General features: G+C 50.1%; 24 protein-coding genes. 8 read left to right on the top strand and 16 right to left on the bottom strand.

Annotated features, from left to right (window positions below):
- Positions 1-282: 282 nt before the first annotated feature.
- The 3 genes from ICL55_RS06065 (at position 283) to ICL55_RS06055 (ending at position 4764) form a co-directional block, all read left to right on the top strand.
- Positions 283-2040 (top strand): hybrid sensor histidine kinase/response regulator, encoded by a 1758-nt coding sequence (locus ICL55_RS06065; RefSeq protein WP_188095137.1) that lies wholly within the window; start codon positions 283-285, stop codon positions 2038-2040.
- A gap of 165 nt (positions 2041-2205) precedes the next feature.
- Entirely contained in the window at positions 2206-3534 is a 1329-nt protein-coding gene (locus ICL55_RS06060; RefSeq protein ID WP_246496152.1) for a PQQ-dependent sugar dehydrogenase, read from the top strand.
- 162 nt (positions 3535-3696) lie between these two features.
- Positions 3697-4764, top strand: coding sequence for a transglutaminase domain-containing protein (locus ICL55_RS06055; RefSeq protein ID WP_188095136.1), 1068 nt, complete (start codon positions 3697-3699; stop codon positions 4762-4764).
- On the opposite strand, the gene ICL55_RS06050 is transcribed toward ICL55_RS06055, so the two are convergent.
- From ICL55_RS06050 to ICL55_RS06040, 3 genes are all read right to left on the bottom strand, one after another.
- Positions 4750-5730 carry a hypothetical protein gene (locus ICL55_RS06050; RefSeq protein WP_188095135.1) on the bottom strand — a complete coding sequence of 327 codons (981 nt, stop codon included), beginning with the start codon at positions 5728-5730 and terminating at the stop codon, positions 4750-4752. The genes ICL55_RS06055 and ICL55_RS06050 overlap by 15 nt on opposite strands.
- A gap of 54 nt (positions 5731-5784) precedes the next feature.
- Positions 5785-6360: a DUF417 family protein gene (locus ICL55_RS06045; protein ID WP_188095134.1), complete on the bottom strand. Its 576-nt coding sequence runs from the start codon at positions 6358-6360 to the stop codon at positions 5785-5787.
- Positions 6361-6434: 74 nt separating this feature from the next.
- On the bottom strand, positions 6435-7295 hold the full coding sequence (locus ICL55_RS06040; protein ID WP_188095133.1) for a helix-turn-helix domain-containing protein: 861 nt from the start codon (positions 7293-7295) through the stop codon (positions 6435-6437).
- A 164-nt stretch (positions 7296-7459) separates the two neighbouring features.
- Between ICL55_RS06040 and ICL55_RS06035 the strand changes: the two genes are divergently transcribed.
- Positions 7460-7909 (top strand): carboxymuconolactone decarboxylase family protein, encoded by a 450-nt coding sequence (locus ICL55_RS06035; protein ID WP_188095132.1) that lies wholly within the window; start codon positions 7460-7462, stop codon positions 7907-7909.
- A gap of 61 nt (positions 7910-7970) precedes the next feature.
- Here the strand turns inward: ICL55_RS06035 and ICL55_RS06030 are convergent, their stop codons facing one another.
- The 3 genes from ICL55_RS06030 to ICL55_RS06020 all read right to left on the bottom strand — a co-directional run bounded on the left by ICL55_RS06030 (position 7971) and on the right by ICL55_RS06020 (position 8989).
- Complete coding sequence (locus tag ICL55_RS06030) at positions 7971-8336, bottom strand: hypothetical protein (protein WP_188095131.1); 366 nt, start codon at positions 8334-8336, stop codon at positions 7971-7973.
- Position 8337: 1 nt separating this feature from the next.
- A complete protein-coding gene (locus ICL55_RS06025; protein WP_188095130.1) occupies positions 8338-8538 on the bottom strand; it encodes a hypothetical protein in 201 nt (66 codons plus the stop codon).
- A gap of 73 nt (positions 8539-8611) precedes the next feature.
- Positions 8612-8989: a hypothetical protein gene (locus ICL55_RS06020; protein WP_188095129.1), complete on the bottom strand. Its 378-nt coding sequence runs from the start codon at positions 8987-8989 to the stop codon at positions 8612-8614.
- Between the two features lie 167 nt (positions 8990-9156).
- Here ICL55_RS06020 and ICL55_RS06015 point away from each other — a divergent pair, with 167 nt between their 5' ends.
- On the top strand, positions 9157-10899 hold the full coding sequence (locus ICL55_RS06015; protein ID WP_188095128.1) for a hypothetical protein: 1743 nt from the start codon (positions 9157-9159) through the stop codon (positions 10897-10899).
- A 1-nt stretch (position 10900) separates the two neighbouring features.
- On the opposite strand, the gene ICL55_RS06010 is transcribed toward ICL55_RS06015, so the two are convergent.
- Together ICL55_RS06010 and ICL55_RS06005 are read right to left on the bottom strand one after the other, a co-directional pair.
- On the bottom strand, positions 10901-11431 hold the full coding sequence (locus ICL55_RS06010) for a hypothetical protein (RefSeq protein WP_188095127.1): 531 nt from the start codon (positions 11429-11431) through the stop codon (positions 10901-10903).
- 23 nt (positions 11432-11454) lie between these two features.
- On the bottom strand, positions 11455-11976 hold the full coding sequence (locus ICL55_RS06005) for a hypothetical protein (RefSeq protein WP_188095126.1): 522 nt from the start codon (positions 11974-11976) through the stop codon (positions 11455-11457).
- A gap of 52 nt (positions 11977-12028) precedes the next feature.
- On the opposite strand from ICL55_RS06005, the gene ICL55_RS06000 reads away from it, so the two are divergent.
- Both ICL55_RS06000 and ICL55_RS05995 read left to right on the top strand, forming a co-directional pair.
- The gene (locus tag ICL55_RS06000; protein ID WP_188095125.1) at positions 12029-12739 is read left to right on the top strand and encodes a GNAT family N-acetyltransferase; all 711 of its coding nucleotides are present in this window, start codon (positions 12029-12031) and stop codon (positions 12737-12739) included.
- A gap of 44 nt (positions 12740-12783) precedes the next feature.
- Positions 12784-13632, top strand: a complete 849-nt coding sequence (locus ICL55_RS05995) for a metallophosphoesterase family protein (protein WP_188095124.1) — start codon at positions 12784-12786, stop codon at positions 13630-13632.
- Here ICL55_RS05995 and ICL55_RS05990 read toward each other — a convergent pair whose 3' ends face one another.
- The 7 genes from ICL55_RS05990 to bla all read right to left on the bottom strand — a co-directional run bounded on the left by ICL55_RS05990 (position 13633) and on the right by bla (position 18647).
- The gene (locus ICL55_RS05990; RefSeq protein WP_188095123.1) at positions 13633-14319 is read right to left on the bottom strand and encodes an outer membrane beta-barrel protein; all 687 of its coding nucleotides are present in this window, start codon (positions 14317-14319) and stop codon (positions 13633-13635) included.
- 163 nt (positions 14320-14482) lie between these two features.
- On the bottom strand, positions 14483-15049 hold the full coding sequence (locus ICL55_RS05985; RefSeq protein WP_188095122.1) for a dihydrofolate reductase family protein: 567 nt from the start codon (positions 15047-15049) through the stop codon (positions 14483-14485).
- On the bottom strand, positions 15046-15552 hold the full coding sequence (locus tag ICL55_RS05980) for an SRPBCC family protein (protein ID WP_188095121.1): 507 nt from the start codon (positions 15550-15552) through the stop codon (positions 15046-15048). The genes ICL55_RS05985 and ICL55_RS05980 overlap by 4 nt, the downstream gene beginning before the upstream one ends.
- On the bottom strand, positions 15549-15884 hold the full coding sequence (locus tag ICL55_RS05975; RefSeq protein ID WP_188095120.1) for an ArsR/SmtB family transcription factor: 336 nt from the start codon (positions 15882-15884) through the stop codon (positions 15549-15551). The genes ICL55_RS05980 and ICL55_RS05975 overlap by 4 nt, the downstream gene beginning before the upstream one ends.
- 137 nt (positions 15885-16021) lie before the next feature.
- Entirely contained in the window at positions 16022-16930 is a 909-nt protein-coding gene (locus tag ICL55_RS05970) for an EthD domain-containing protein (protein WP_188095119.1), read from the bottom strand.
- A 68-nt stretch (positions 16931-16998) separates the two neighbouring features.
- Positions 16999-17895, bottom strand: a complete 897-nt coding sequence (locus ICL55_RS05965) for a helix-turn-helix domain-containing protein (RefSeq protein WP_188095118.1) — start codon at positions 17893-17895, stop codon at positions 16999-17001.
- A complete protein-coding gene (gene bla, locus ICL55_RS05960; RefSeq protein ID WP_188095117.1) occupies positions 17892-18647 on the bottom strand; it encodes a subclass B1 metallo-beta-lactamase in 756 nt (251 codons plus the stop codon). Before bla ends, ICL55_RS05965 begins: the two co-directional genes overlap by 4 nt.
- Before the next feature lie 171 nt (positions 18648-18818).
- Here bla and ICL55_RS05955 point away from each other — a divergent pair, with 171 nt between their 5' ends.
- Positions 18819-19514 carry an ankyrin repeat domain-containing protein gene (locus ICL55_RS05955; RefSeq protein WP_223151326.1) on the top strand — a complete coding sequence of 232 codons (696 nt, stop codon included), beginning with the start codon at positions 18819-18821 and terminating at the stop codon, positions 19512-19514.
- A 284-nt stretch (positions 19515-19798) separates the two neighbouring features.
- On the opposite strand, the gene ICL55_RS05950 is transcribed toward ICL55_RS05955, so the two are convergent.
- Positions 19799-20311, bottom strand: a complete 513-nt coding sequence (locus ICL55_RS05950; RefSeq protein WP_188095116.1) for a class I SAM-dependent methyltransferase — start codon at positions 20309-20311, stop codon at positions 19799-19801.
- Positions 20312-20314: the final 3 nt, after the last annotated feature.

Genomic DNA, 20314 nt, shown 5'->3' with positions numbered 1-20314 from the left:
ATCATTTAACCATTTAATCATTTAACCATTTTATCATTTAACCATTTGGTCATTTGGTCATTTAAAATTTTAAAATGATTAAATGACTAAATAATTTACTGCCTGCTGTTTTATCTCCCTCCTGCTTACCTATTTTTAGGGTGGTTTTTGCTACATTTACTTTACAACAGATCATTGAACCAAAGCCCGACAGAACATGCTTATGAAGCGCTGTAAGCGCCATACAACGAACGTGAAAACACCCCTCAAATGACTATTGAAAATCTTATTTAATGCTGTCACATGTACACATCAACCCAACCCCGCCTCCTCAGGTCTTTAAGAGCGCCGCTGTTTGCCGGAACCGCAGGCCTCACCAGTCCGGAAGAAAGAAGACCCGTGATACTCGCCAATGCGCTGGCCCTGATCGTTACCCTGATGGTGCTCGTTATTGGCGCTTATTTTTATGTATTGCACCCCACCCCCTTTATACTGGCCCCCGTAGTGATGGAAGCAGGCGGATTTATATCGGTGATCCTGCTTAATCATTACCGGCAGTACTTCAGGGCCAGTCTGGTCATGTTGCTGATACACGGCATCTTCGCGGTGTACTGGAGCTGTTTGCTGGAAGATGCTATTCCTACCGACCTGGTCATCGCTTTCCTCGCCGTGATCGTCTTCCACCTCTGTAATACTTTTTTTCTGAACAGGGAACGGAAAGTGCTGCTGTCCACGCTGGCCATCACCCTCTCACTGATGGCGCTGGTACACATCAATCACCGGCATCCGGTGATTGTGCCGCTGGAGCTGACGGAGAATGCGGTTTACATGATGCATGTGCTCACCTCTGCCGGCTTCGTGACCATGATGGTGCTGGTGATGTCGTTTTACATCGGTAAGATCCATGCGTTGCTGCATTCAGAGAGGAAGCTAAAAGAGGCCTCTATGGCCAAAAGCACATTCCTCCGGGAAACCTACCACGAACTACGGACACCCCTCAACGCTATTTATGGCATCGCGCAGCTGCTGCAGCTGCGTAAAAGCGATGAAACCACCGAACAGCGCAAAGAGATAGACGATCTTTATTCCGCCTGCTATATTGCCCGTAATATCATTAACAACGTACTGGACATGTCGCGTATTGATGCCGGCCGGTTTAATACCGTTACCCGTGAATCGCTGGACCTCCGGGAGTGTGTGTCGCATTGCGCCGCTATCAGCCGGTACATTGCGCATTCAAGAGGCATCACTGTCCGGGAGAGTTTTGATAAACAATTACCGGCTATCATCTACAGTGATAAAATCATTCTCACCAAAATCATCAATAACCTGTTGTCCAATGCCGTGAAATTCGCCACCGGCAACAGTACCGTGTCTGTCACCGGTGAACGCTACGGACAACAGATCCTTTTCCGCGTGATCAACGAGGGCATTATTCATCCGGAGAAAGCCCGGCACATCTTTGAAGCGTTTGTATCTGAACGTAACCAGATCACGGAAGCTACCGGCCTGGGACTATCCATCACCAAACACCTGGTGACCTTATTGGGTGGCAGGATTTATATGGAGCCTGATGAGATGAGCACGCACACTATCATCGCTTTTACACTGCCCCTGGAGGCAGCCAGAGAGAACAGCACCACCTCCATCCGGCAGCATTACCGCCGGGATGTGTTTCCCGGCGCCACCGCGCTGGTCATTGAAGACGATCTGGTAAGCAGTGCGTTGCTTACCAAAATACTGGCCCACATGGGTATTATCCCCACGCTGTGCCATGACGGTACCGCGGCCCTGCACCGGATACGGTTGGAGAAACCCGATATTGTTATCACCGACCTGCACATGTCGGGCATGAGTGGTAAAGAACTGCTCCGGCAGTTGCGCCGTGACAGCTATCTCAAAGATATCCCTGTGCTCATTGTTTCAGGAGATGCTTTCGTTTCCGTCAGAGAAGAGCTGTTGCAGGCAGGCGCCAGTGCTTATATTTCCAAGCCGGTGCACTTCAATGAACTCTATCAGGCACTATCCGCGCAGCTGCCCCGTTTCCAGACACCTGTCTGATATTTATTTAATCATTTAGTCATTTAGTCATTTGGTTATTTATTAATCGGAGGCTCCTCCGTGCGTCATATTTTTTTCAGCATCTTCCATTAATTTCGTACTTTTTATGGCCTTCAACGGTCACGGACCTCCGAAAGTCAATTATTTTGCACTAAACACAATACTATGAAAACAGGATTATGGCCTATCCGGTCAGACAAGCGGGTTTTCAGGACAGTGGCCCTGAGCCTTTTATTGCCGTCTGCCATGCTGGTGCTGCACAGCTGCAACAACAATCCCGGTAAGGAGACCCCCAAAGAGCCGGCCACCGACAATGGTAACGTTGGGCTGGAACTACCGCAGGGATTTGGCGCGCTTCGTTTTGCCGATAGCACCGGTAATGCCCGTCACCTCACTGTCAATAAAAACGGGGTGGTGTATGTTAAGCTGGAAAACCCGGTCAATGGCAACGCCATTGTGGTGCTGAAAGATAAAAACGGCGATGGCCGTGCAGATGAACGTTCCGCCTTTGCTCCTTACGGCGGTACCGGTATCGCCATTAAAGACGGCTATCTGTATGCCTCCTCCAACACCAGCGTGTTCCGCTACAAACTGAACGATCAGCAGGAAGTAGCAGATCCGCAACACCCGGATACGATTGTCAGCGGCCTGATAGACCGTGGGCAGCATAATTCAAAATCCATTGCGCTGGACAATAACGGCAACCTCTATGTGAATATCGGGGCGCCCTCCAACATATGCCAGGAAAAAGACCGCACCAAAGGCTCTCCCGGCATGCAGCCATGCCCGCTGCTGGATTCCGCCGGCGGCATCTGGGTGTTCAAAGCCAATGAACGCAATCAGGGATATCATAACGGCAAACGGTATGCTACCGGTCTTCGTAACGTGGTGGGCCTCGACTGGAACAACCAGGCCAATGCGCTGTTTGTGATGCAGCACGGCCGCGACAATCTGCATGACTTCTTCCCTGAACTGTACGACGCTAAACAATCTGCCGAGCTGCCTGCTGAAACCATGTACAAGCTGCATGACGGCTCCAACTGTGGCTGGCCATATATTTACTATGATCAGATACAGCAGAAAAAAATCGTTTGCCCCGAATACGGCGGCGATGGCAAAAAAGCGGTCACGGATAAATATGATGACCCGGTAGCTACTTTCCCAGGTCACCTTGCGCCCAATGCATTGTTGTTCTATACCGGCAACATGTTCCCTGAGCGCTACAGAAATGGTGCGTTCATTGCGTTCCACGGCTCCTGGAACAGGGCCCCTGAACCACAACAGGGTTTCTTTGTGGCTTTTGTACCATTTAAAGACGGAGCTCCTTCCGGTAAATGGGAAGTATTCGCCAAAGGGTTTGCGGGCAAAGAAAATATTGCAGCTCCCGGTGATGCCCTCCATCGCCCCTGTGGCCTCGCACAGGGCCCTGATGGCTCCCTGTACGTGTCTGACGATAAGATGGGCACCATTTACCGCATTGTCTACAAACCATAACATTCTCTGTACACATCATAAAAAAAGCAGCTCCAACGAGCTGCTTTTTTTATCTTCTTAATTTTATCTACAGGAAATATAATTCCCTGCGCTTCCCCGTAAACCTGTACCTTGCAACTGCGATAACGAAGCCTATTCGTTTAGGCACTAAACGTTATACCTATGTACTGTCGGTCCCTGCTGATTTTGTTGCTGCTTCCCTGCCTGGCATTGGCGCAGGGCACTATCCCTGTAAAAGACTTTTCCGCTACAGACAGCCTGGCCAGGACAGTCAGATATCACGGCGACCTGCATCAGCTCACAACGGAACTTACGGCTCCTTACGCAGACCAGCTGTCAAAAACCAGGGCCCTTTTTATATGGGTAACGCATAACATTGCTTATGACTACAAAGACTACAACCGGAAAAAAGGCGTATATGTAAATGCCTTTCGACGCAAACCGGAAGGAGATTATCTATTGAAGATCCTTAGAAAGAAAAAAGCTATCTGTGACGGCTATGCGCGATTATTCCGCAGCATGTGCACCATAGCAGGCATTCGCTGCGAAGTTATTACCGGCTACACGAAGAACAAGCCCTATCAGGCCGGTAGCTTAGGTGCCGCAGATCATGCCTGGAATGCCGTATATCTGGACTCTGCCTGGTTTGCGATGGACCCTACCTGGGCGGCCGGAGGTTGTGCGGAAGATGACGAAACCGGTAAACTGATTTCTTTCCGGCGCAAATTTAACAACTACTACTGGCAGGCTTCCGACAGGGAGTTTCACCGAAACCATTATCCGGAAGACAACAGATGGGTTTTTGAAAACAACTATACCAGAGAAAAATTCAAGACGGCTCCTTATATTTCGGGCGACGTCATAGAAGACCTGCAACTGGTAGCCCCGGCGCCTGATGTTATCAAAGCCCGCAAGGGTGACACCCTGCATTTCCGGTTCCGCTGCCGGCAGCCGTTGTCTTTCCTTCAGGTAAACACCAATATCTCCCGGAATCTGTCTGTATATAAGCTGCAGAAGATTTCGCGGCGGCAACGCGAATGGGTAATGGACACCTTCGCGCTTCGCAGGCAACAGTATATTCCTTTTCGCAAAGAATACAGCCACTACGAATTTGATTATGTAGTAACGGATGAATATGTAAGTTACCTGGAGGTGCTGTTCGACTATCGGCGGGCTTTCCGGTACAAGGTACTCGTAGACAGATCACCACGGATGTCAGCGGGTCAATAACCCTACTTTCCGGTCTTTGGTGATCACGGCAACAGCTTTCAGTGCACGGTTGTACGAAATCTGCGGCGCCTCTATATGATGAATAATGGAGGACACCTGCGGATTGACGAGAAACTCGTCCAGCTGGTCTGTGACCTCGCCGGTGCGATAATTAATAATACGCGGGCAACCTGCGAGGTCCCAGGTATAGGTATCATCTATAGGGAAGATATTACCAAAGATTCCTTTGACGGTTACCGGTGCGGAGAGTTCATTTGTTTCCAGGTCCCAGACTACCAGCTGTCCCGGCTGCAGCGCTTCAGCGTTTTCCGCTTCCTCGTCCATCAGTTCTCCGTCGCCGATAGCGCCAATCAGTACCTCATGGTTGCTGATAAAACCCGCCACTCCTACTTCTGCGTTAACATCCGGATTTTTCATCGCGTTATCCAGCAACAGCGGGTTTTGGATGCACGCTTCGATATTAAAAGCGGCGACCATATCCCAGGGATGCCATACCCAGCCTTTGCTGATCAGCCACTTATTATCTGCACTTACTTCCAGCCGGGAATAAAAATAGTCCTGTGGCTCGCGGCCTTCCACGCGGGAGATCACTTCCCCGGTTTCCACATCTTCAAAATCCAGCTGGCAGTATGCTTGCGGACAATGCGCGAGATAGGTCCTGCCATTAGGCGCCACAAAAAATACTGCCGGATATTCGTATACCTCTGCCTGATAGTATGACCGGTTGATTTCCCGAAGCATTTTACCATTTTTCAACAGCAGCCCTTTGGTGCCCTGTTTGGTAAAAATCAGTGCATATTGCCCGTCTGCGGAAGTGATGGCCGTATCGAAGTTATAAGCGTAAGTTATTTGTTGTGCAGGCCATTCGCCCTCACCATGGATTTTTATGCCTAAGGCCCAGTCAACGAGATCTTTCCCGCGCCAGGATATCGTTTTCACATATTCATCAAATATTTGGAGTTGCATAGGCATTTAATTTTTGCAGCTGGTAAAGATATTAAAAAAACGGTCAGGGCTACACTACTTTATGCCTTTGCGCCGCAGATAAATACCCGCCGATTCACTCATTGTGATCAATGCGCCGCCCATGATGAGAACATCTTTGATCACGAGCCGGCCGCGACCGGAGAGATAGGGAAATCCCCATTGATGGTCCGTCAGATGCGGCACCCAGGATTCCGGTGTGGTGACCAGGAACGAAAGTGTACCGATGGTCATGATAAATACCAGTGCGCTGCCTATCACACTGGCGAGTGGCGCAATGCGGTATATGGCCACCAGTACAGCCAGGGTGATCAGGAAAACTCCCAGTCCACGGGAGAAGCCGTATGTATGGTTGTTTTCATGCCAGGTGTGATTGGCGGCTATCAACTCCCCTTCTTTGTTCATATGTGTTTTGTATTCCTCAGGGGTATTGTAAAAGAAAGACATAAAGGGACTGTTGGCCACGAAAGGAACGATGCCGTCTGCTTCGTAGGTAAAGAATTTCAGGGCGCCTATCCAGACAAAAACGATGACGATTCCCCAGCGTACTACTTTTTTTCCCAGCTGGTCGAGATTGGCGATTGCATGCAGGACTTTGTTCATGGCTTTCATTTGTTCGTTTTTTAAAAATGAATAACGATACAAATGTAGAATGAGCATTGGCGCCGGGCCATGGAGGGAAAAGGCTATTGCATGGATAAATCTGCCACGATGGAGATACCTGTCCGCTGCCGGAATGTTTGCGGCGATACGCCGGTATTTTTCTTAAAGAAGCGGCTAAAATAAAACTCATCATCAAACCGCAGCGCGTAGGCGATCTCCTTGATGCTTTTGCGGGTAAGGTGCAGTTGTTTCTTGGCTTCCAGTACCAGGCGTTCCTGGATCAGGCGGGAAGGCGATTTACCAAAATAGCGGGTACACTTTTTAGTGAAGTGATTGGGAGAAATGGCCAGCAGTTCGGCATAGTCCGCTGGTTTGTGCAAGGTGAGGTAATGCTGGTCCAGCAGCACACGGAAACGTTCCATCTGATCATCCGGCTGCGGGCTCTCCTGCGTAACCACCTGCGTCTTTTGCCTGATGGCGCTGGACTTGGCCAGCAGCAGCTGCAGATAAGCTTTGAGCACCATATCCGATGGAGCCTGTTGCTTAAACTCCGCCTCCAGTTGCGTGATCAACTGGAAAAAACCAAGGGATTCTTCTTTGGAGAGCGGTATATATGGTTGCTGATAGATATTGTTAAAGAGGGAGCCGTTACAGGCCACCTCCGCCCGGTGATGTTCAATACAATAAAAATCGCCGTGAAAGCGCAGCCGGAAATAAGGCAGGTCCTCCTCCGCTTCGAGGCGCAGCAACTGAAAGGGCGTAGCAAACAACAACACCGGCCCGTTAAAAGCTGTCGTGGAAAAGTCAGCATGAAATACTCCTTTTCCTGCGGGAACAAATAAAACGACATATTCCGCAAACTGCGACGGCTGAGATAAAGCGGCCGATGCTTCCTGGTCCAATCCAAAGAGCAACTCCTGTGTATCTGTATGTACTGCTTTCATTTACTGATTTTATTGACCTGACAAATGCTCAAATCGATCTAACAAATTTATAAACAATCATTTTCAAATAAAATTAAAAAATATTTAAAAATGATGTCCAAAATCGAAATATCAGGTTGTCATCTTATCAAAACAAATATTCATCAAAATTAAAACGATAAAAAATGGAAGCAAGAATTTCTTTCGGAGAGGTTAACAAAGGATTTTCAGACGGGCTGTTTAAAACTGGCGCTTATCTCCGTCAGGGGCTGGACCAGAAGCTGCATGAACTGATCAACACGCGTATGTCTCAGATCAACGGCTGCGCTTATTGTCTGGACATGCATTTCAAAGATGCCGTTCACAATGGGGAAGATGTACAACGGCTGTATTCCTTGCCGGCATGGCGCGAAACGCCTTATTACAGCGAAGCAGAAAGAGCCGCTTTAGCTTTTGCAGAAGCACTGAATGTGAACCATATGGAAGATGAAATTTATGATGAACTGGCAAAACATTTCAGCAAAGAACAGATTGCCGATATCGCGCTGTCAGTAGCGATGATTGGTACCTGGAATAAACTGAACATCGCTTTCCGGACAGTACCCGGTGGTTACACCGTAGGGATGCACGGTTAAGTCACTGATCCCGCTGTTCCTTGTTCCAACGGGCGGAACAAGGAACAGCGTTGATTACCTGCTATCGCGCCTGTGTCATCACCGGCCAGTGTTGCCAGCCGTAATACCCCGCAGCACCGGCAAAATAAGCCGCTACATCCAGCCAGTCGCCGGTATACCGGGGTGAATAATGCGGCATCACCCATTCAAAAACCACAGACACGTAACAGGCAATAAACAACACATATCCAAGCGGCAGCAGATAGTCGCTGCGCCGTACAATCCAGCGCTGTACCACTACCAGGCATACCTGCGCTATTAATGGCACCACGATCAGGTCGGTCAGGTGCCCGTTCAGCCAGGGCAGCGGGTGTCCGCTCCATCGGCCCAGATGCACGATCAGCCATAACAGGCCACTTATACCGGATATGTAAAACAGCCGTTTCATGTTACAGGGCAAAGGACACCGCAATGGCCAGCAAGGCAGATACTACGCCTGCTACTCCCAGAAAGGCCACAAACCCGATCTGTTTCATCACTTTCTTCAGCCCGGAGTCCTCTGGTTTGATGGGCAACACGCTGTCTCTCAGCCGTTGAATAAAGGATTTCTTGTCGTCTTCCTCTTCGTTCATGGTGGTATATTCGGTCATAACTTTAAATTTAGGCCAAATGTACTATTTTTTCAAATAACAACCATGATATTTCCTGTAAAAGGAGGAAGAATCAGCTTTGTAACGGTGAGATATCGTAGCCCAGTTCCTCCAGATAAACAAGTCCATCCTGCTTGTCAATTTTTTCGATGCCGGTCCAGCCACGACTAAAGCCGCATTCAATCAGCTCCCTAATGAAACGGGGATAATTCAGGTTCACCTCACAAAATGCCTGCGTATTTTTATTAAACAATTTCGTTCCGGTAAACAAAGGGTTACCCAATATCAGATCTTCCGCCACCAAACATTCTACGACCAGCGGCGTAAGCCGGTAGCCTTCCAGGAATACTTTCAGGATGACCCAGCCTTGCAATGGCGATACATACCGCTTTTGAATACGATACAGATAAATCCGGTCGTTGATGACCATTCTCCTCAGCTTGTTTTTCATGCTATTATTTTTCAGGGATAATTCGTACAGGCATACCGGGATTTTTCCCGTCTTTCAAAAATGTTGTCTGTTTTTCATTGCCATCCCCTAAAAATACCTTTATTTTAAGTTTTTCGTCCCTCTAACTGTCTCAGCAAAATATCTATCTGTGAACTACAACCCAAAATATGAAGGGACTACTCATTATTGCCATTACATTAACCATTACATCGGGGCGCTTATTTGCCTACAACTACGGAGAACACAAACTGATCGGCGACGCGGCATTTCTGCGTTTTTTAAAGTCATTACCGGACAACAACAAAGCACAGTTGTTGAGCTACCTGGATATCCGGTCAGACGACCAGGGCCGTTATTATTTCGGCACCTTTTCCGGTCCTGACCAAAGCCGTATCTCCTATGGTGTTCTGAACGGCCTCAGCGGCGACCACGAGCGCAATCCGCTGTTGCTGGAAGAACAGCTGCATTATCAGCACTCCGTTATGGAAAGGATCATCAAGTTACACGATCATTACATCGAAATGGGCTACACCGCTGCGCCCGACGGCAAACTGTCCAAGCTGGACTTCAGCTATGCTCTGAAAGCCGCCGTGAACCTCTCCCATTTTTATGAATACCGCAAGGGCTTCCCTGAACAGCTACGGCATTTCAACAAAGCCTCTGTTCGCCTCTGTCAGAAACCGGCATTGGTAGACAGTATCTTTAAAAAACTGGGACGCACCAACGCCATCAATATGTACGTTACCCTGCATGTGTTGGCGATAGATCTGGCAGAGCAAAGCGGGCTGCTGTCGCGGCAAAATGAAGAGACCTCCCAACAGCTGTTGTTTTATGCCATGCTCTTCAACGCCTTCGCTGATCACTTTCTGGAAGATGCCTTCTCCGCAGGACACCTTGTGGTGAACCGCACCATCTTTGAATCCATCACCAACAACAAATCGCTGCACGACTTTTACTCCGCCAACGGCTGTACTGTCGTGAACCGTAAAGGTGAAATATGGCATGCCTACGGTGATGGCCAGTTCAACAACCCGCATCACAGCTGGCAGAAAGAGTCCACGCTGAAGGCTATACGCTATGAGACCTTTACGCCGGAGGCAGAACGGATCATCCATGCGGTCACCTTGTCACTGCAAGACCTGAGCGATGCTTTCCAACGCGGCGCAGCCGGGACCGGCTTCACCGCCTTTATGGATAAAATTCCCGACAGGCGGTCCGATCAGCCGCTCTACCTCATCTTTCACATCCCCAGTCTGGCATGGGTACCCATTCCCTACCGCTCCGATATGGACGCGTTGTTTGACAACCGGGGCACTATCACCAGCGCCATGCGGCAGGCAAATGCACCGCTGCGTTACCGCGACTTTGTACGTGCCCGCGTAGGCAACTCCGTGTCCATAGGCCTCATCAGCGGCACCGCTTTCGCGGACCACTACCTGCTGGGCCCCGAGATACGCATCAATGCGGGCAACTTCCTCAAACACTTTGACTATAATAGTGATGGTGGTAAAAAAGGGCTGATGGACTACTGGCTCGGCTATACGATTTCCGGCAGCTTTGCCAATCTGAAAGACAATGGCGCGGAAAAACCCACTACCGCCGCACAGCAGGTCAGGGTGGGCATCAAGGGCAACTTCGACTACTGGGTGAGTAACAAACGGTTCATTGGGCTGTATACTTACGCTGAAACCGGTGCGCAGTTTACCCGGAGCCGCACCACCTTTATATTTGTGCCCTCCCTGGGGATACAGTTATCTTCCTTATTAAACATCAACGTAGAAAACATGAACAGCTGGGCACGTATCCCGCTTCAATTTATACTGCCGCTGAAACTGCGATATGGCGCTGTCTATTCCGGACATGAAGTGCCCCGGTACTTCACCGCCGCAGACATCGACATTCTGTTATAAACTACTGCGCCGCCCTGCGGGCCAGCAAACGCTTGCAGGTGGCGGCTTCCTGAGGCCATACCTTCCCGGGGTCCAACGTATCATCCTCAAAACGGTTATGGCCCAACGTTGCACTGTCTACCATTTTTTTGTCTGAAAAATAATACCTTCCCTCAAAATTCCGTTCCAGGGAGTCCGTTCTAAGGACTCCCTTTTTTTCATCGTAGTAAAAAATATCAGCCTGCACGTATACAAATATCAGCTCGTTATTGTGGAAGTAGGACTCCACTATTTCCACGCCGCTGGAATAACCGATCCAACGAACCGCCTTAACCAGTAACTTGTTTTTGTAATACCCTGTGAGACTGCCGCCACCGTCGGTCATCTGTTCCATCCATTCCTCGTTTGTCAACGTAACCGGCTTCAGGGCGCTATCACGGTTGATCTGCTGCACCAGCTGCCTGATGGCTGTCTTCTCCTTCAGCCGGTTCTGTGCCGCTGTAGCGATAACAGTCAGTAAAATGGCTGCCAGCAGTCCTATTGCTTTATTCATCAATTGATTATTTTATTTTTTAGCTACTCTTTTCCGCGGGCCAGCAAACGCTTGCAGACGGCGGCTTCCCGTGGCCACACCTCCTCAGCACTAATTGAATCATCCTCAAAACGATTATGTCCCAACGTCGTCGCATCCATCATTTTCTTACCGGAAAAATAATAGCTTCCGTCAAAGTTCCTCTCCAGAGAATCAGTACGCTGGGCTTTTTTCTTTTCATCATAATAGAACATATCATATCGCTCATGTACGTATATAAGTTCGTTGCCACTGAAATAGAACGTTACCACTTCTATACCGCCGGAATCCCTTACCCGGCGGACCACTTTCACCAGCAGGCTATCTTTATAAAAACCGGTCAATCTACCACCCTTTATACCTTTCTGCCACGCCTGGTTATTCAGCGTCACCTTCCTCAGCGATGGATCGCTATTAATTTTATCCACCATCCGGACCACCTGCGTTTTGTTTTGCGGCCTGCGCTGTGCCACGACCGAAGTTACCATGAATAGGACCATGATCAGGAGGGCTGTTGCTTTGTACATAGGTTAACGTAATTTTCCGGAAGATAATTATTAATTGGGATAACTTGCAGCGATGACAGCTATGAATGACCTGACGACAGCCACGTTGATGCAGCTACATGCCGACGTCCTTTTCACATATGACGCTCAAGGCCGGATGCAACAGGCTAATGAGCCGTGGCCTGATAGAGGGCCTGCTCCCCTGTTTTTCCTGGGCCTCCCTGTAACGGGTACGCCTGTATGCAGATACCGGCACGACGTGTCCAACACCCTGGTACAGGCTTTAGAGGCGCTGGCCGCTACAGAACCTCCCACCGGCATGCCTGCGCATCCGCCGCAGCAGGTGGCGCAATACCAGCATTTATTACAAAGCGGCAAATGCGAGGCCGGACCTTCGTTTCTGGTGCCAGAGACCTTTACTGTTGCAGCACCCGGCATACACCTCACCCCGGAGCATACCGCTTTGTTAGGCCCCGATTTTGCCTGGCTGGGACCGGACCTCGATTATGTGCAGCCCTGCGCCGCCGTAGTAATAGAAGGACAGGTTGTTTCCGTTTGCCGAAGTGTACGCATCACCGCCGCTGCACATGAAGCCGGTATTGAAACATTAGCCCCTTTCAGAGGAAAAGGATATGCCGCCGCGGCACTCGCCGGTTGGGCAGCGATGGTGCGTAAATCCGGTGTATTGCCACTCTACAGCACCTCCTGGAACAATCATGCCTCCCGCAGCGTAGCCCGTAAAGCAGGCCTGCTTTGTTACGGCAGCACCCTCTCCATTGGCTAAGCTGTATTTTTCGTACTTTCGCAGCTTATTTGTTTGTTTTCACGATGAGACTAGCTGTATTCGCCGATGTACACGGCAAACTGTTGTTACCCTTTAAACTGGCAGATCTTTACCAGCAACAAACCGGCAAAAAGATTGATTTCATTCTGCAATGCGGCGACATGGGCGCCTATCCGGATATCCACCATCTCGACAAGGCCACATTGAAACATGCGCGGCATAACCGCGACGAGCTGGGATTTCATGATGACTTCATACAGGAGCGCCAGGCCATCCGGCAATTGCTGGACCGGCTCGACATCCATATGATCTGTGTACGTGGCAATCATGAAGACCATGATTTTCTCGACAAACTGGAACAGACCCACGCGACGCTGTCCCGCTTTCCGATAGATGTATATCAACGTGTATTCGTTTGCCGCTCCGGTGTAAAACAGGAGCTGCGTAAAGGGCAGGAAGTGTTATACCTTGCGGGCATCGGTCGTATCGGGGACGCCAAAGGCAGAACAGACCAACGTTTCATTCAGGAATATGAACAACGGGAGGTCAAAAGGCTGCTCAAAAGCAGCGGTCACCTTGATATCCTGCTGACCCATGATAAAGACGACAGCAGCCAGCGGGGTTACGGCATGGGGGCTATCCGTGATGTGCTCGACCATGTGCCTGTCCTCTTTCACTTTTACGGGCATACCGGAGAACCCTTCCGGCAGGAAGCTGACGTCAACGGCATTACGCAGTCCGTGAAGGTCAGTGAGCTGGAGTTTGGCCCCAGCGGGATTCTACCGGAAGGATGTATGTTGATCTTAGAACACGATGCAGCCGGATTTGGCGCGCTGGAAGTTGTCAGTCAGCGGCTTACCAACCAATTGACCCAATACAACTGGAAAGACTGATCAGAGATGGAAGCGCAGCCCTACTGACAAGCTGAGATGCGCCAGGTTTTCCTTTTGATCATCTTTCAGTTCTCTTCTCACCGTCATGTTAGGTTGCTCAATGGTGATGCGGCCCAATGTTCCGGCCAGATAAGAAAACTGGGCGCCGGCGTATAGCTTACGGGCAATCCGGATATCGTAGCCCACATCCAGGCCTGTACCCAAAGCTCCTCCTCTGATCGTCACCGGATACGCAGATACGCCGCCGTTGTCACGGTAACGCATATAGCCCAGTGCAGCGCCGATCAGAAAAGCCTGGCTGTAGTCTTTTTTCGTATAGACGCGACCGCAGAAGGTAGCACCGTAAAAACTAATGCCGATATTGTCTGACACATTAGTGCGCGTGCGGCCATCCGCGGGGTCATCAACATAGATCACACCATTTCCCGACGCCTGGAACCGCAGGTATTTGACACCTACGCCCCATTCATCATTGAAGTAGTATTGCACATCCGCACCTACATTAAAACCGGATTTCAGTTTCTTCATATAGTCGCGGGTATCACCGGAAAAAGAGGAAGGCACTTTGCCGATGCGGTAGCTGTAGCCGCCATGCGCTGCAATCCGGAAGCGGGGAGCGTCTTGCGCCTGCGTTTTTATACCTAACGCCAGAGCGCTCATCGTCAGTAACAGGGATAATTTTTTCATCAGTAACAGTATATAGCTGGTTTAAATTGACAGGTTGCAGGTACGCGATATAGGATGAATATTACGGTTGACACACCACAATATTAAACATAATGCCCTGCATTTTATTTTTTTTAACTATCAAGATAAAGCCCTATAACTATTACAACTATACGTTGTATTTTCAGCGGGGGGCATAGTGCATCAGTACAATCCCACAATCATAGCGGACACTGTCTTTTAGTGTCAGTTGCCGGAAATCGGCCAAGCCGCTGAAGACGGGGTCACCATGTCCCAACGCGACCGGGTTCACAAAAAAATAATATTCATCTATCAGGTTCTCTTTCAATAAATCAGACACAAAGGAAGTGCCTCCATATACAATGAGGTCTTTGCCTGGCTGCTGTTTGAGGCGGTTTACCTCCGCTGCCAGCTCCCCGTTTGCTACGGTAGTATTTCTCCAGATGGAGCGTTCCAGGGTTTTGCTGAACACCACTTTTTGCATCGCCACAATGCGCTGCGCCACTTCGTACATCGGATCTTCCGGCCGGGTAAACACTTCTTCCCAATACGGGATATAGTCCACCGCCAGTTTCCGGCCTATCAGGATGGTATCGCTGCTGTCTGCCAGTTCCAATACCTGTGGCCGTATTTCTTCCCAGGCCCAGGTTACCCAATGCTGTTCGTCATGAGGCCCGGCGGCCACAAAACCATCCATCGAGATCTGCATTTGTAATTTCAGTTTTCTCATATGCTGTTTATTTTACGGAGATAATGTGCCAACTGACCGAAAGTACCACCGAAGCCGTCCTGCATGTTGCTGTTGATTGCCTGAAAAGATGCCGTTTCTTCCGGACTGGCAGCCAGCGGCTGTCCCGTGATGGATAGCACCGTCTCCTCACCATCTTCGCGCAGCGTGATCCGGTAAAGGACCTCCAGCGGAAAGGGCATGTCAAACGGGGCTTTCACCACCTGTGCCTGTTCATCTGCAAAAGCATTGGTAAACTCCAGTAGGTGTGGCGGCTGAATATCACGGAACAAAAAACGGCCGTAATTTACCTGTCCACCACCTTCCATTCGGAAGTGGAAAACACCGCCCGGCCTAAAGTCCAGGCTGATCACACTATTGCGGGTTTCCACCGGGCCCCACCACTGATGTAATGCCTCGGCATTGGAAAAAGCGTTAAATACCAGCTCTATCGGTGCTTTGAACCGGTATTCCATCTTAAAATTAGCGGGTGTGTTATGACTCATTTGTCTGATTTTTTTCCGGTTTGAACTTGTTGTAAATAACTGTCCAGCGACTTGAACTGGGTAGCCCAGAACTGCCGGCAATGGTCCACCCAGGTGGTCACCTCCTGCAACTGTTCCAGCCGGGCTTCACAATACCGCTCCCTCCCCTGCTTTTTAATCAGGATCAAACCACACTCCGTGAGAATTTTGACATGCAGTGAAACCGCCTGACGGCTGACGTTAAAGCACTCTGCAATCGCATTCACGTTGAGTGGCTGACGGGCCACCATTTCAATGATCTGCCGCCGCGTAGGGTCAGCTATCGCCTGAAAAACATCTCTTCTGAGTTCCAATATGCAAGTATTTGATTGCAAATATATACGCAAGCATTTACTTGCACAAATATTTCTTTTTTAAATACACAGAAGCCCCGGACAAATGCCCGGGGCTATAAGCGAAGCATCAGATGCCGAAAATCGGCCAGGGACGTTTATTTGCCCGTCAACAAAAAATTGCGCACGGTTTCTCCTGTCTGATTAATGGCACCTACCGCAGCAATCAAAGCCGCATTGGTGGCGCCTCTCAAACCGGCGTTGGTGATCTGGCCGTCGTAGGCCATCGTATACCTGCCTGCACTTTCAAAAACATGCACAGCACTAAAACAAGCACCCATACGGCGTTGCAGCGCAGCAAAAGCAGTTGTCTGATACATTCTTTTTATGGTCTCCAAACTATCGGTGGCAATTTCCAGGACGTAGCGGTGTTGTTTTTCAGGCGCAAGGTAATGCTCCACATCCGGTGCTGGCGGATTGGGCACGCTGTTATCATGTGGCGCAAGGATATGATACCGTACCCTGCTGATATCATCATGGTGCACAAACAGCGGGAGGAATTCCTGCTGAAAAAAGATATCCGCATCTTCCTGCGTTACCATCGGATTCAGGGAAATGAAATAATACAGAAAGGTCCTCCCGTCTGACCCGTTGGTAAGGAGGCGCTGCCGGCGGTCCTTCAGTGTACGGGAGCTGTTATCGCAGTAATAAGCGACCGTTGTATCGAACACATTTTTTTCATCGTCAAACAAGATACTGGTAGTGGGCAACCATTGCTCCAGGTCGGCGTTGGAGAAAAAGCCGATCTCCGCATAGCCGTCCCAGTTATTCTCTGCCGCTACCTCGCGGGAGATACCGTCGATAGCCGGAAACAGGTCGGGATTGGCTTTTTGCATATGATGCTGTATATACACGCCGAGGTGGGGCAATCGCGCGCATACAGGTCCGTGGATGTCTTTCCAGTAATCATGAAAGCGTTGCCGGTCCAGCCCTTTTCTTTTGATAACGGGGGTAATAGACAACGTCGTGATGTGGTTGTCTGTCAACGAGGCAATATTGTTTTGCATGGTCATTAGTTTTAATTCCCTGCAAAACTATCACTGCGAGCAAAGCAGCATTTGTACAGATCATTGTATTATTTGTACCGGAATTGCGCGCGGTAAGCGGAGGGCGACTGCTGCATGGCTTTCCGGAACCAGTTGGAGAAGTGGGCCACATCATAGAAACCCAGGCGTAGGGCAATTTCCCCGATGGCCGCGTCGGTGCCCAGTAGCAGAAAAACCGCTTCAGCAGCCACTTTCTCACGTATCATGGCTGTAGCGCTTTTACCGGTCACCTCCCTGCACAGGATACTCAGGTAGTTTTCGTCGATATGCAACCATGCGGCATAGGCCTTTACAGACAGCAGGTCAAACTGGTCCGTTGGCTTAGGCGCTGCCAGTTTTTGTTTAATAAGCCATTGAAAATCGCGGACAATATTTTCCCTTCGGGAGAGATTTATCACTCCCTGTGGGCACAGTTCCAAAATGCCCGCCATCAGCAGACGCAGGCAATGCCGTGCCAGCTCCGGCTGGTGCCGGTGCTGGTACAGTTGCTGAAAGGCAGGCAGCAGGTTGTCTGCCGTATCCATTGTTTGATAGAAGAAGTTAGTCTCCGGTAATATTTTTTCGAGACGATATAACGGTAACAGGCCTACGTCGTAAAAGTCCGCCGCAAACAACGTATAGAAACCGGTCTGCTGTTCGTCCGTCAGCGCCCATTGCATCACGGCGTCCGGCCTGGACACCACGATCATAGGCGGTTGTATGGGGAACGTATGACCATCGATGGTAAACGTGCCGGTGCCGCCGGTGATCAGCGATACTTTATAAAACCCGCGGCGATGTAGCGGTGTTTGCTGGACACATCGGGTTTCATGGTCATCCCTTCTGAATACAGCCAGCTGGCGCACTCCGGTGGTAGCCGGCAGGAAGTCGTTCTCCGGATTTAGTTCCCGGATATAGTCCTGCAGCGCATAGTTTCCGGTCCTCACTGCGGATGTTTCTCCTCGTAGGCTTTGATCAGTTCCAATGTCCGATCACAGGCATTGTGGCGGTTGTCGAGCGGACCATGACCGGGCACGGTGGCCACCGGATGCGGATAGCGGGCTTTCAGTCGCAGCATGGACGCCTTCCATTCATGTGGTTTGGCATCTGACAGGTTGCCCAGGTCCTGTGAGTCGGTGCTTTTAACAAAACAACCGCCGTACAGCACTTTATCTTCCGGCACCCATATCACAATATTATCCGGGCTATGCCCTGCACCAGGGTAAAATACTTCCACGCGGCGGTCACCGAAACGGAAGGTGGTGTCTTGCGGGATAATATATTGCGCCTCGTCGTTGTGTTCTTTTTTACACAGCGCCAGTGTCTGCGCGGTGGAATAGGTTTTGATGCCTTTCGCTGCCAGCGCGTTCAGGCCGGCCGTACGATCGTCGTGAAAATGGGTGGCAATGCAGGCGATCACCTTTTTACCATGCCGCTGCCGGATGCTGTTCAGTAAAGGCGTGAGCTGAGTGGTATCCCAGGGCACGTCTATCATCACGGCCCCTTCGCGGGTAACCACATACATGCTGTTGGATGGAAAGCGGCTACCGTCGTCGAGCGTGCCCATTGTCGTATAGACGTAACAGTTACCCGCCAGGTGGCGGACCTTCAGTGGTTCTTCCCTGGACTGTGCTTTCATCAGAGACGGCAGCAAAGCGGCTATCAGGGCAATGCCCGGTATATATTTCAATCGTTTCATCGTTGACAGGATTTGATGGGTTGTGTTGGCTGTTTGCAATGTTAGGCAAGTTTGCGCACATCGCAAAAATGGTTTTTACCGGCATGTAACGAAAAGTACCATCATAGTGATAATTATTACCATTTTAGAGAGAAAGACCAGCGTAATTTTGAATCAGCAAACGATCCCTGCATGCGAAGCTGTCACTTTATTTTATTACTGATATTATCAATGACGATTGCCATGAACGGATGTGCACAGGACAAACAGACACCTGCCCCTTCCGGCGGTAACGGCAGCAGTCTTTTACTGAAAGCCGCGGCGGCCAACGACACAGCAGTCATCAAACAACTGCTGGCGGGCAAAACGAATATCGAAGCGCGCGACAACAAACAGCGTACCGCCCTGATGCTGGCTGTCTATCAGCATCACACCGCAGCAGCAGCCTTGCTGACAGCGGCCGGCGCCGATGTGAACGCGCAGGATGATATGCTCAACAGCCCGTTCCTCTATGCCGGTGCGGAAGGTTACCTCGACATTTTACAGTTATGCCTGAAAGCGGGCGCTAATTACAAAGTATATAACCGCTACGGCGGCACAGCATTAATACCAGCGTGCGAACGCGGGCACGTGGAAGTGGTGCGTACCTTATTACAGGACAAAACCTTTCCTGTTGACCATGTGAACCGCCTCGGGTGGACTGGCCTGCTGGAAGCGATTATTCTCAGCGACGGTGGCCCGGCACAGGTGCAGATCGTGCAAATGCTGGTGGACGCAGGATGCAACGTGAACCTGGCAGACAAAGACGGGGTTACGCCGCTGGCACATGCGCGGCAGCGTGGGTTTAAAGCAATTGCCGGTGTTCTGGAAAGAGCTGGTGCGAAATAATCATATGCCACACCTGGAAAAACCGAAGAACAAACAAAAGACGAATCAGCATGGATAGATAAGGGGTTAACCGATGACTTGTTACAACAAAAGAAAGCATAGCGCCTGCGCTATGCTTTTCTTTTTACCATACTGTGTGATTTGCGCCTACAAACCGTCTTTATTGGGGTTAACCATTTTTACCTGTAAGCTACATCAAACCACTACAAAAGTAGCAGTACCGGACTGGTCCAACAATCGCCGGCAGCCGGTAATATTTTATCATGGTAAACTGGTAGCTGCCCTTACTTTTCGGCCTTCACAGCATACATACGGCCGGCACGATATACCGACGGCCTTTCTCCCAGGAAGGTAACATGCGTAAAACCCTCGTCTGCCAACAGCTGCTGCAGCACATTTCGTCTTACCGGATACGGCACCCACGCATTGGCCGCATCGGTATCATATTCCACGATCACCCACTGGCCACCGGGGGCCAACTGTTTGGCCAGCCGATGCAGCAATGCCGGTTTATCTTTTACATAGTGCAACGAATTCGCCATTAGTATGCCCTGTAGGCCTACCACCAGCAACGCCTCCCGCACAAAATCAAGTTGCAGCGGAACAATTTGTTGCTGCGCCGGATTAGACCTGGTTGTCAGTCGTACCGGCTCCTGATCAATCGCATAAATAGTACTGCCGGCAGGCAGCAGGTTGGCCAGCGCATAGGTAAACAAACCGCTGCCACAGCCCAGATCGGCCCATACGCCGGCGGCATAATCTGCCCTGATCAGTTGTATTGCATCCTGTAATTCCATCGA

It is taken from the genome of Chitinophaga varians (assembly GCF_014529945.1).
Lineage (GTDB): Bacteria > Bacteroidota > Bacteroidia > Chitinophagales > Chitinophagaceae > Chitinophaga > Chitinophaga varians.
The sequence above is the reverse complement of the archived record's forward strand: the minus strand, read 5'-3'. Positions and strand labels throughout refer to the sequence as shown.